Below are 12,909 nucleotides of genomic sequence, written 5' to 3' on the forward strand. Positions count from 1 at the left end.
TCCAAGCCCAGTGGGCACAAGTCCGCGACCAGCTCGTCGAGTTGGAAACACAGGGCGAGAAGCTCGCCGATCGTCTGGCCGAGGCCAGGAAGGCATTGGCGACCGCGCAAGAACGCGGACTGGGCCGTGGCGTCGACATCAACGGTCAGCGAGTCGCTGCGCTGACCGAGCACCTCGAACGGCTCCGGGGACACTGGCGTGAGCTGAGTGGCCGGGAGAACCAGCTCCGCAGCGAACTCCACGCTCTGGGGATCGACCCGGAGAGCGTCCCCAAACAGACGGTGCGTGAAGTCGCCGCCGCGCAGCCGGCCTGGCGTGAACACCCCGCCACCGCCCGCCAGTTGCGGGCCCTCGAACGCCTCGCCCGCGAGACGAACGTGCCATTCGTCGTCGAAGACGGCATCACCAAAGGCCAGGCCCACGACCTGATCGCCTCATTGCTGGCCGGCAACATCCCGCAGGCACAGATCACCGACCGGCCCGCAGGGCCGATGTTCCTCCCGGCCGCGACACCGACCGAGCCGGCCGCACCGGACACTCCCCCGGCACCCGAACCGCCCCCGGCCGAGACTCCGCAGCCGGTGATCGATCCGGTGACCGAGGTCGAACGTCGTTTGCTCGAGCGTCTCGCCGAACCGGATGCCGAGGTCGATGTTGCCGCGAACCTCGAGGTCAACACTGCGGCGCAGTTCTTCTCCTGGGCCGACGGGCATTTCAAGGTCAAGGCCCAGGTCGCGCTGGCCGACCTGATAACCGACCGTGCCTCGCTGACCGACGAGATGTTCGTGGTGTGCCGGTCGATCCTGGCCGATCCGAAACGCTGGGGCGAACTCGGCCACCGCTCCGCCGAGGCGTACTGGCAGGCCCACACCGGTGAGCCGGTACAGCATCCGGTCACCGCCGAGGTCACCGACACGATCGTCGACGCCCGCGCCCGCGAGGACCGCGCCGTCGCCGAGGACTTCCTCGCCACCACCCAAGCCGTTCTCGACGCGCAGGAACCGGCCGAGCTGGAGACCGCCGAGCAGCGCAGTGAGCACATCGAGGCGGTGCAGGACGGCATCGACCAGGCCGCCACGGTCGAGATCGAGCAGTGGTGGGCACGGGGCCGCGCCGCCTACGACCCCGACGACCCGCTGACCCTGCCGCAGCCGGACACCAACCCGCAGGTCGCCGCCGCGATCAAGGCGGTGCGCGGCCGCAAGGCCCGCGACGAGATCCGCGCCCAGTGGTTCGCCGGTGTCGAGCAGGGACGCCGTGAGGCCACCGCCGCGCAGCGCCACGCCTTGATCGCCGAGGTCGCCGTCGATCCGAGGTTCATCGCACGCGTCGAGGGCCGGCGCCCGGACTACCTGCCCGCCGTCGCCCGCGACGACGCCAAGACCCTGATCGCCGAAGCCGCCCGCGAGGGATCACCGCTGCGGCAGGCCGCAGCGAAAGTTCTGCTTGAGCATCACCCGCTGCCGGCTGAGCTGTACGAGCGGGCCTACGCCGAATGGGACCGCCTCCACGGACCCGAACTGACCTGGGACCAGGACACCGCCGGGGAGTGGACGGCGTGGATGACCCTGCAGCTGCGCCGGGACCCGCTGGTCGGGTCGTGGGCCGGACTGCCGATGTGGACCCGCACCGATCTGATCGAGTTCGGTATCGAGACCGCGTTCGCGGTCATGGCCGAGGAACGCCCCGATCTGATCAAAGCCACCGCGGGCATTCCCACCGAGCGTCTGGCTGCCGAGCTGCGCGGAAACATCATCCCGAACCTGCCGCCGCCCGAGGCATCGGATGTGTCCGCCGGGTTCGTCGCGACCGGCGAATTCTGCCAGCTCCGCTTGCGGGACTACGTGGAATCGAGGGTGCAGCACCACTCGATTCACGGGTGGGCATACACCCTCGACGGCGGCGGCACGTCCACCACCGCCGGCCACAATCCGCGGGTGGCGCTCGGTGCGCTGCTCGACGCCCGCACCAAGCCGATCCCGGAGTGGATCGAACGTGTCTACCGGCCCTACGCCGGGGCCCGCGCCACCGTTGTGACCAGGGCGACCGCCTATGCCCGGAACAACGAGTTCTACCACGCTGCGGCCCGGTCGGATTTGCTGTGGAAGTACGACGAGTCCGGCAGCTTCGTGGCCGCCCATTCGCTCCTCGAGGACGTGCGCCGCGGGATCATCGAGCAGCTGCGCAGCGATGTCCCGGCCGAGGTCGACCTGCTCGAATCCCTCGGCGTCGATCTGGAGTGGACCCTCGGTCACGACGTGGATCCGAAGGTGCTGCGTGAGATTCGGGCCGCAGGGGACGATCTCTACAGCCTCACGCCCCCCGACCTGACTTTCGCCGGGGCGGGAGATGTGATCGTCGGGGATCCCGACGGCCGGCACGTCACGATCCGCTCCGGGTGGGCCCCGAACAGCCGGGAGCACATCACCTACGTCGATCGTCAGCCCCGTCTCGAGCTGACGATGCGGGACGCGATCGCCGACGCCCGCGCCGTCCTCGCCGCCGACCCCCAGGCCGAACAGTTCGACCCAGAGCGCACCACCGGCGTCGAGGCCGAACTCGGCACCGGCACCGAGGCTGAAGCCGAGGTGGATACCCACGACCAACCGACCATCGAGACCGAGCAATCGCAGGTCGGTGAGGAGGCCCCGCCGTCCCCCCGAGTTCTAGCGCCTGCGGTCGAGGACACAGGCGCGGTGATCTTCGAAGAAGTCGAATCGGCTCCCGCCGAGCCGTCGGACCCCGCCCCGGCGGGCACCGACACGGCGACCTCGTGGGTGCTCACCGATCGTCTGATGCTCGGCCACATCGGACCGACCACCGCACCCACCCCCACCCCCACCCCCGCGCCCGAACCGGAACCGGAACCGGAACCGGAGGCTGCCGCCGAGCCGGCCTCAGTGCCGGCGCAGACCGAACCGGTTGCGGACGCCGACGAGCTGGTCGTTCCCGACACCGAGTACGGCGAGCCGCTGACCAGCCGTCTGTGGCGAAACGGTGGTCTGGTCAAGGTCCGCACACAGTCCGGCGGATACGTCTACCTCTCCCCGGACACCGCCGCCCAGTACGCCGCTGCTGATGCGTCCGCCGAACCGCAGACCACGGTTGAACAGCCGCAACACGAGATCACCGCCGAGACCGGCGAACCCACCCCGCAGACCGGTGGTGACCAGGCGCAACCGGACACCGACTCCATGTCCGCGGCCCCGGTGGTGCGTCCTGCCCCGCCGACCGCGGCGGCGCAGGACTTCGCTCTCGGTACCGAGGTGCTGGTCCCGTCCGGGGCGAAGGCCCGGGCGCGGGCGAACATCGCCGCCCTGCGTCTGGTGCGTGAGCTCGACGAGCAGCAGCGACCGGCGACCGCCGACGAGCAGGCGGTGCTGGCCCGGTGGTCCGGCTGGGGAGCGGTCCCGGAGGTCTTCGACAACCGCGCGAAGATCCTTGCGCAGTGGGGCGACGAGCACGCCGAACTGCTCGATCTGCTCGGGGAGAAGGGTTTCGCGCAGGCCCGCCAGACCACCCTCAACGCGCACTACACCGACCCGGCGATCGTCTCCGAACTGTGGCGGGCGGCGGCGCGGGCCGGACTGCCCGACGGTGCGGTGTTGCTCGAACCGGGCTGCGGGGCTGGTCATTTCGTCGGCACCGCCCCGGCCTCGGTGCGCATGGTCGGTGTCGAGATCGAGCCGATCAGCGCGAAGATCGCGCACTACCTGTATCCCTCGCAGCAGATCCGCAATCACGGCTTCGAACGCAACTTCGCCCCCGAGGCCATCTTTACCGGGGCGATCGGCAACGTCCCGTTCGGCAAGTTCTCCCCCGTCGATCCGATCCACAACCCGGGCGGGTTGGCGATCCACAATCACTTCATCGCCAAGTCCCTGGCGCTGACCGCGCCGGGTGGCTACGTCGCCGTGGTGACGAGCATGTTCACCTCGGACGCTCGCCGCGCCGAAGAGCGCGCCGCGATCACCGCCCGGGGGGATCTGATCGGGGCGGTGCGTCTGCCCACCGGCGCGTTCGACCGGCAGGCCGGCACCGACGTGGTGACCGACGTGCTCATCTTCCGTCGCCGCGAGGACGGGGCGACCCCCACCGAGGACACCCTCGAATGGGCCACACCCGCCGTGCAGGTCGCCGCGATCGACGCCAAGACCGGTGAGCAGGCGCGGACCTGGATCAACCCGTACTTCGCGAAGTACCCGGAGCGGGTGCTGGGCACTCTCGCTGTGGGCAATGGCATGTATGCCGGGGGCTCGCTGCAGGTCATCCCGCACACTGGCAGCGCCCTGTCCGAGCAGTTGCGCGCCCAGCTCGATCCGCTCATCGACCGGGCCGTCGCCCGTGGTCTCGGGTTCACCGCCCCGGCCCCCGATCCGGTGCAGGTAGGGGCGTTCGCCACGCCGGGGTTGCGCACCGGAGCCGGTCTGGACTCGAACGAGGTGCTGCCCGGTGCGATGCGGTTCCACGAGACCGCGGGCCGTTTCGAGCAGTTCACCCTCGGCCGGGGCTGGGCCGAGGTCGGCTGCCGGGGCAAGGACCTGGCGCAGCAGTGGAAGGTGCTCATCGCTCTCGGTGAGACGGTGATGGAGCTGTCCGAGGCCAGCCGCTCCCGCACGCATACCGTCGCGGACCGTGACGTGATCCGGGGCCGGCTGAACTCGCTCTACGACGGCTATGTGCGCCGGTGGGGGCCGCTGAACCGGTTCAAGCTCACCGACCCGACCCCACTGTCGGAAGCGAAGATCGCCGCCCGCCTGGACAAGGCGATCACCGAGTGGCGCATCAAGACCGGCCGCGACGAGGCTATTGCCGACGGCCTCGACCCGAAGGATGCCGGACCGTTCGAGGGATCGATTCCCGACGAGGTGCTCGAGGAGCTGCGTGAGAAGGCGGCCGAGCAGCCGCAGCCGCGGCGGTATTCCGCGCATCTGCAGGGCGCGATCGCCCGCGACCCGCGCCTGGGCATGGTGCTGGCGATCGAGAATTTCCAGTCGCGCTTCGACGGCACCGAGGCGGTGGCGACCAAGACGGCGATCTTCACCGAGGACACCACCCCGTTCAAGGACAAGGCCACCGGCGCCGCCGACCTCGACGAGGCGTTGGCGATCTGCTTCGACGAACTCGGACACCTCTCCCCGCACCGGGTGGCCGAGCTGCTGAACCTGCCGGTCGAGGACACCCTCGACCAGGCCCAGGGCCGCATCTATCCGTCGCTGCACGCCGACGGGCAGTGGGAGCTGGCCACCGTCGCGTTGTCCGGGCAGGTTCGCGGCAAGCTCGCCCTTGCCCAGGTCAAAGCTGCCACCGATCCCCGCTACGCCCCGCTGGTGCAGGCTCTGGAATCGGTGGTGCCGGCGGATGTGGACCCCGCCGACATCGGGGTGCGCATCGGCGCGACCTGGGTGCCGATCGAGGACTACCGCGCGTTCCTGGTCCAGGAGTTCGGGCTGCGCCCGGACCGGCTCACCGTCGAGCACGATCAGGTCAGCGGCAGCTGGGAGATCTCCACCGACCAGAAAAGCCGCCACGAGTTCTCCAGCGGCTATCCCGACAAGTACGGCACCGGCCGGCTCCCCGGGGTGAAGATGTTCGAGCTGCTCGCCAACAACAAACCCATCCAGGTCACCAAGACCCCCGACGAACTCGAACGCTCCCCCAAGCCGCGGTTCCACGTCAAGCTCACCGAACAGGCCCACGCCTCCGCTGGTGCGCTGCAGGAACGGTTCGAGAAGTGGCTGTGGGAGGACGGCGACCGCTATCTGCGCCTGGCCGCCACCTTCAACGAGCGCTACAACTCGTTCGTCAAACCGGTCCACGACGGACGCAGCAAGTCCTTCCCCGGCCTGAATCCGAAGTACACGCCCTACGACTATCAGGCCGCGGCGGTGCAGCGGTTCCTGCACGACGAGACGATCCTGCTCGACCACGTGGTCGGGGCCGGCAAGACCCTGACGATCACCGCCTCCTGCATGGAAGCCACACGCCTCGGGCAGATCCGCCAACCCTGGATCGTGGTGCCCAACCACCTGCTCGCGCAGTGGGCGGTCGAGGCCCGCGACGCCTACCCGAACGCCAACATCCTCGTCGCCTCCGAACTCGACGGCCGCGACGACCGGCAACGCTTCGTCGGGCAGAGCGCGGTCGGGGACTGGGACCTGGTGATCGTGCCGCAGTCGGTGTTCGGCAAGATCGCCATGCGCCGCGAAGCGCAGATCGAATACCTCGACAGCGAAATCGCCGAACTACGGCAGGCTCTCGACGCCGCCAACAGCCAGGGCGCGGAGTTCACGGTCAAGCAGATCGAGAACGCGATCAAAGCCGCCGAAGGGCGCATCGAGAAGATCATCGAGGCCAAGGCCACCGACGACGGGCTGACCTTCGAGCAGTCGGGCTGCGATTTCCTGTTCGTCGACGAGGCGCACGACTACAAGAACCTCACCCGCCCGTCCAACAGCGCCGACCTGTCGGTGCCGACCGGCTCCCAGCGTGCCACCGACCTGGAGATGAAAGCCAAGTATCTGCGCGAGCAGGCCCGCGCTCGCAACGCCGAACAGGGCATGCCGCACGCGCCGGCCAAGGCGATCGCGTTCGCCACCGGCACCCCGATCACCAACTCGCTGTCGGAGATCTGGGTGATGACCAAGTACCTGCGCCCGGACCTGCTGCACGAGGCCGGACTGGGGCGCATCGACAACTGGGCGGGCACGTTCGCCAAGCCGGTGTCGGTGGCGGAGATGAACGCCACCGCCACCCGCATCCAGATGCGCACCCGCATGGCCGAATACGCCAACGTCCCGCAGCTGGTGGCGATGTTCGACCAGTTCCGCGACGTGGTGACCGCTGATCAGATCCCGGTGCGCCTGCCCACCCTCGACGGCGGCACGCCGCAGATCGTCGAGTTCGACATGGGCCAAGACGCCCTCGACGCGATGGCCGACCTGGATGTGCGCATGAGCACGATCCGCGGCGATCGGATGGACCTGGACAACAGCCTCAAGATCGCCACCGATGGGCGCAACCTCACGATGCACCCATCGTTGGCGAACCTCGCCCCACCGGAGCCGGAGCACAGCCGCATCGAGCACGCCGCCGACCTGATCTGGCAGGTCCACACCGAGAACGCCGACCTGCACATCCCGGCCGACAAGTACGGCCCCGAGATGACCGGGGTGTTTCAGCTGGTGTTCTGCGATCGCGGCACCCCCAAGGCCGGCGCCGGCCCCAAGGCCCGCAATCTCTACACCGAGCTGCGCGACGCCCTGGTCGCTCGGGGCATGAAGCCGGAGGAGATCGCGTTCATGCACGACTACGAGGGCCCCAAGGCTAAAGCGAGGCTGGTGCACGCCTGCGCCGACGGGCGGATCCGGGTGCTGCTCACCTCCACCAAGAAGGGCGGCACCGGCCTGAACGTCCAGCGGGCGCTCAAGCAGATGATCAACCTCGACCCGGCGTGGACCGCCGCCGACATGGAACAACGCCTCGGCCGCATCATCCGCCAGGGCAACGTCCACCAGAGCGTCCGCGTGGTCAACATGGTCGCCCGCCGCTCCTACGACGCGATGATGTACCAGTACGTGGCCCGCAAATCGAACTTCGTCGCCATGATTCGCAAGGCCGACGTGCCCCCGACGATGGAGGACATCGGCGGGGACCTGACCGTCTCGTGGGCGCAGAGCAAGGCCGCCGCCACCGGCGATCCGGTCTTCGTCGCGCAGGTCGAGGCCGACCAGCAGGTCGCCGAACTCGAAGCCCGCCGCGACGCCGTCCTCAACGCCAACGCTGCCCGCAGCGCCGCGATCCGGGCCTTGAGCAAGTCCATCACCACCGACGAGACCCGGCTACCCGAGGTCCGGGCAATGGTCGACAAGCTCGCCGCGTGGAACACCATCGACGACCGCGCCACAAAGATGTGGCACTTCCCCCACGCCGCGATCCCCGATTCGGAGACCGCCGATCTCGCCGACGCGCTGCGAGGATCGTTGATCCGGCTCGAGGAGGAGGTGACCCGCAGCAACGACGAGCAGGTCTTCGGGGCCATAGGCGGCGTGCCCCTCGAACTCGGCTACACCCAGGTCCTGGGCCAGTTCTACGTCTGTGTCGGCGAGGAGATCGCCTGGTACGACCGCGACCGGTTCCTCAACGCGGTCGAGAAAACCAGTGGGGCGCAGGGAATGCTGACCACCCTCCGCAATCTCGCCGAGAAGGCCACCCGACAGGTGCCGGCCATCGAAGCGCGGATCGAACACAACCGGGGCCGGCTCGCCGACGCCGAGGCCGAACCGGGACTCGCCTTCACCGCCACGGCCGAACTCGACGCCGCGAAACTGCGGGCCGAAGAGCTGCGGCTCGAGGTCAACGCCCGCGAGAACTCCCCCGACGCACTACGCCGAACCCGCGACGAACACGAGCGCCGGGCCGCCGACGGGCAGTACCCGCAGTGGACCCTCGACCTGAACCCCACCGATGCCTGGGCCGAACACCGCGGCATGAGCAAGTCCGACCTCATCGCCTCGGTACCGGCCCGCATGGCCACAGCCCGGCAAGCATGGCTCGACGGCGCCGGGCAGCGCGAAGCCAGCCGCAGGGCCGACCCGTGGGTGGCTCTCGACGACACCGAAGCGCTCTGGCAGTACGGCTTCGCCGCCGACAGTGGACAGCCCGGCGCCCGAGTGCGCTGGGACGATCGGCAATGGCACCTCGAAACATGGGACGGCAACGGCCGCGTCGAACGCGACGCCGTGAACACCCGCAGCGAGGCATTCGGTATCGCCACACGGACTGTCGAGAAGTTCGCCGCCGAGCAGAACATCGGCCGCGAAGCGATCCACCAGGCCGGCCTCGAGCGCCGCGAACGCCGCGACAATGCCGCGTCCCACACGACGGTGGAACCGACCGCCGCGGTGGTCGAACCCGCCGACGCGATCGTGGAGCCGACCGAGACGGTCAGCGCCGCCCCCGGCACCTTCGGGCTCGATGACACGCTCGCCCACGGATTGCGTGCCGCCGGCGACGTTCGCCCACTGCACAAGGTCAATCCCCACGGCACACGGCCGCACCAGCAGCAGCACATCGACCCGACGCGGCAGTACGAAGCCGAATACGGAGGTGGATACGAGGAGGACGGTCGCGCCGTCTGATCGCGTCTCTAGTCTCGACACCACCGGTGGGGCAGGACCCGATGGTCCTGCCCCACCACACCACCGACCAGGGGGAACCTGTGACACCACGCAAGACCGAAGCCGAAGCCCGCGCCGCCCTTGCCGCGATGGAACCGATCATGGCGATCGAAGGCCGCGAGATGAGCGACGGTGACAAAGAGCTGCTGGTCGAACTGATCCGGGGCACCAAGACCGTCGATGACGTCACCAGGATCATCGCTCGTGAGGCCGGCTACGAGATCGACTGACATGGCCCCGCGCTACTCCCGCGAATGGCTCGACTACTTCATCCCCGACACGGTCGACTGGCACCCGGACGGAATGCCCGACACCAGCCGCGCCGTGATGAAAAGCCTGGTCCTGCGATCGGAGAAATGGCCGCACGGCATCCCCGACGCCGACCTGCTGCACCGCGCCGAAGGCGTCATCAGCTACATGCGCATGCAGGAGCTGGCCGACGATCCGATCCCCGGCCGGTTCGACCTGCCACACTTCCAGCGCATCCATCACCACCTGTTCCAGGACGTCTACCCCTGGGCCGGCCAGCTGCGCACCGCACCGCGGGACTGGCCGATGGTCAAGATGGGGCCGGACGTCGCGGCCGTGCGCGCCGGCGGGCGCCGCGTCACGGAGATTCCGCATTCGTATTTCAAGGCCCGCGAAATCCCCGAAGCCAGTACTCGTGTCCTCGGCCGCATCGCCGCCAAGGACAACCTGCGCGGACTGGACCGAGATACGTTTCTCGATGAACTGACCAAGGTGTGGCTACGGATCAATTTCGTGCACCCCTTCCGCGAGGGCAACACCCGAACCCAGTTCGCGTTCTTCCGGCAGCTGTGCACCGAGGCCGGTTACACCCTGCACACCGACCGCTTCATCGCCGTCAAGAAAGCCGACCTCGCCCACAACCCTCTGCTCGGAGACCTCCGCGAGCAATTCGTCTGGGGGCGCTTCGAGTACATGCAGACCGGCGACACCCGCCTGATGTGCGAAGTACTCGACATAGCGATCACCGACCCCACCGACCCCATCCCCGTCGGCCCGATCATCGACCACGGCGTCGACCTGCGCGCCACCGCCGCCGCGACCCTCGGCCACCCCCGGCCCGTCCGGGCAAGAACCCCCGGCACCGCCGCACACCCCTGCCGCGACCGTGGACCTGCCCCACAGGCACCACACGAGCCACGACCTCGACCCGTAATTCGAATACCGCTCGCTGCCCGATCCGGTCACGAGACACCGACTTTCCGAATACCGGAACGGGACGGAATCTAGAAAAACCCGAATTCAACCTCGTATGCCTCGGTCTGCTCCGCCACCGCCCGGAGGCCCCGACGGGCACCCGCCCCGATCGCCGACCTGTCTCGACGCCCCGATGCAGCCTTCGCACACGACCAAACAGGAGAACCCTTCATGTACGGCGTCGCCGCGACCGCCGCCGACGCCGACCGGATCCGCCTTGAGGTGGTATCCGGTGGAGTGGCCGCATTGCCCACCTGCAGGAACGTCTTCGATCCGACGTGCTGCGAGGTGGCTCTGGCCCCCAGCTCCGGGGAGCGCTGCACCGTAGGCCCTGCCGAGCGTGACCCCGGTCCGATGTGAAAAGCCCATATACCACATAACATTTCGGTTTCACGGTATGTCATTCGCGCTGTAGTCCCCCTCCGCCTGAATAGCATTCCAGTCGACCGGTTTTCATGGACGTCCGCCCTCGACATGTCGATTTCGGAAGGGAGGGAACCATGAACAAGAAGGAGTACACAGCTCCCACGCTGCTCAGCCGCGGGGCCTTTTCCCAGATCACCTCTGGGGGAGGGATCTGGTGGGTCGAGTGGGTAGGTAAGTTCAACTGACTCACGCGAGGTGCTCATGGACAGCGACGTCGATTCGTTCGTGCTCATCCGAGGCGACCATCAGCCGGCCGTGGTCCGTGAGCACCTCGCTCAGGCACGAATGTTCGACTTGTCGGCCGGCACAACGACCCCGTTCGCCTTTACGTGCAGGCGAGCCACCTGCGGCTCAGTGCAGGGATGATGCGCGGCAACACCCTCGTCGTGATAGGCCCAGCGCCGGTCCCGCAGCGTATCTTGACCGATGTCTTGGCCACGGCCCCGTCGTTGTTACACCTCGATGCACACCTCGGCCAACTCGCCGGGCAGTACTGGCTCGTTGCCTCCATCAACGGCCGAGTCCGGGTGCAGGGATCTGCGTCCGGGCTGCACCGGGTCTTCTATGCAGATGTGGCGGGCGCGACGATGGTTTCCAGCCGAGCCCGCCTGCTTGCGAGCATCGGCGAGTTTCCGGTCGATCGGATCTCGTTGGCGATGCGCCTGCTCGAGCCGCTGCAGCACCCTCTCGCGGAACTGTGTTGCTGGGAGAACATCACAGCCGTCCCTCCTCACAGTTTCCTCCAGCTCGGCGGACCGGATCCGGCACGCCTGTACCGATGGTGGACCCCGCCATTCCCCGACCAAGACCTCGCGGCCGGCGCCGAACTCGTCACCTCGGCGACTCTCGAGACTGTCGGTGACCACCTCTCCGGAAGATCACGGGCAACCTGCGAGATCTCCGGCGGACTCGATTCCTCGACCCTCGCCGCCACACTCCAGATCCACAAGCATCGCGAGGAGCTGCCCTTCGAGCTGCACGGGATCACCGCGGTCAGCAGAGACGAATTCAACTCCGATGCGCAGTGGGCCCGGGAGCTGACCACCAGGTTGCCGCTCGACAGCCACACTTTCCTCCAGCCGGACCAACTGCCTTGGGAATACGACGAACTCGACGACGCGTTCCGCTATCCGCTCGATGAGCCGAGCATCGCGATCGGCAGCCACAGTCGGCTCAATGCCGTCACCGACCTGGCACGCGCTGTCGGGACGGAGGTGCACTTCACCGGTTACGGCGGGGACCAGCTCTTCCTGGCCCACCCTGCCCTCAGTCGTGAGCTGCTCGTCACACACCCACTCACAGCCCTCAGACGCCTTCGCGCATACCGGTCGATGTATCGCTGGCGAGGATCCGATCTGGCGCGCCAGCTGATTGCGCCCGGCTCCTACCGGAGCTGGCTGAACCGGACCTATCTGTCGTCGGCCCCGAGGGATCCCCATGCGGCGATGCTGTCCTGGGGTGGGCAAGCTGTCGTTCCACACTGGCTGAGCGCCGAGGTCACCGACGCGATCGCAGCGCGCATCCGCGCGATGAGCGAGCTGCACCCTCTCGCCCCTTCCCCCGGCCGACACCAGGAACTCGGCGCGATCTACGAGATTTCTCGGGTGGTGCGCGGTGTCGCTGACATCGCTCACTTCCGTGGCGGCATCGGCGTCGTCGCGCCCTTCCTCGACGAGCGCGTCATCAACGCTGCACTCTCGGTGCGAATCGATCACCGTCTGGATCCGTACCGATACAAACCACTTCTGCTCGAGGCCTTCAAGGAGTTCTTGCCGGACAGCCTCCAGCGCCGCACCACGAAAGGTGCACACAACGCCGACAAGGCCCAAGCGCTTCTGCGCAACGCCTCGGCGATCCGCACGTATTTCGCGGATTCGAAACTGGTCGAGGCCGGCCTCATCGACCCTCACCGCCTGTATCCCCTGCTCCGGCAACCCGACACGCCACTGTTCGACAACAACGATCTCGCCATGACCGTCGCATGCGAGGCCTGGCTCCGATCCGTCGACAACCGCAGCTCGTCCCCGACCCGCCCAGGACACAGCTCATCGGAACGGAGGCACAAGACCGGATGAACCTT

Annotated in this window: 5 protein-coding genes; all 5 read left to right on the plus strand. The window is 68.0% G+C overall.

Annotated elements, in window-relative coordinates:
- Positions 1-41 precede the first annotated feature (41 nt).
- The 5 genes from A4U64_RS26850 to A4U64_RS26865 all read left to right on the plus strand — a co-directional run bounded on the left by A4U64_RS26850 (position 42) and on the right by A4U64_RS26865 (position 12,904).
- Entirely contained in the window at positions 42-9,140 is a 9,099-nt protein-coding gene (locus A4U64_RS26850; RefSeq protein WP_232334225.1) for a helicase-related protein, read from the plus strand.
- A gap of 41 nt (positions 9,141-9,181) precedes the next feature.
- A complete protein-coding gene (locus tag A4U64_RS26855) occupies positions 9,182-9,409 on the plus strand; it encodes a hypothetical protein (RefSeq protein WP_232334226.1) in 228 nt (75 codons plus the stop codon).
- A 1-nt stretch (position 9,410) separates the two neighbouring features.
- A complete protein-coding gene (locus A4U64_RS26860) occupies positions 9,411-10,436 on the plus strand; it encodes a Fic/DOC family protein (RefSeq protein ID WP_232334227.1) in 1,026 nt (341 codons plus the stop codon).
- 467 nt (positions 10,437-10,903) lie between these two features.
- On the plus strand, positions 10,904-11,014 hold the full coding sequence (locus tag A4U64_RS28375) for a lariatin family lasso peptide (protein WP_103079657.1): 111 nt from the start codon (positions 10,904-10,906) through the stop codon (positions 11,012-11,014).
- A gap of 234 nt (positions 11,015-11,248) precedes the next feature.
- Positions 11,249-12,904: an asparagine synthase-related protein gene (locus tag A4U64_RS26865; RefSeq protein WP_198163464.1), complete on the plus strand. Its 1,656-nt coding sequence runs from the start codon at positions 11,249-11,251 to the stop codon at positions 12,902-12,904.
- Positions 12,905-12,909 lie beyond the last annotated feature (5 nt).

The organism is Rhodococcus sp. WB1 (assembly GCF_001700945.1).
In the GTDB taxonomy this organism is placed as follows: domain Bacteria; phylum Actinomycetota; class Actinomycetes; order Mycobacteriales; family Mycobacteriaceae; genus Rhodococcus; species Rhodococcus aetherivorans.

Bases quoted from the DNA above. Each gene is read 5' to 3' on its own strand.
- A4U64_RS26855 (WP_232334226.1), top strand. From the start codon at position 9,182: ATGGTCCTGCCCCACCACACCACCGACCAGGGGGAACCTGTGACACCA.
- A4U64_RS26860 (WP_232334227.1), top strand. From the start codon at position 9,411: ATGGCCCCGCGCTACTCCCGCGAATGGCTCGACTACTTCATCCCCGAC.
- A4U64_RS28375 (WP_103079657.1), top strand. From the start codon at position 10,904: ATGAACAAGAAGGAGTACACAGCTCCCACGCTGCTCAGCCGCGGGGCC.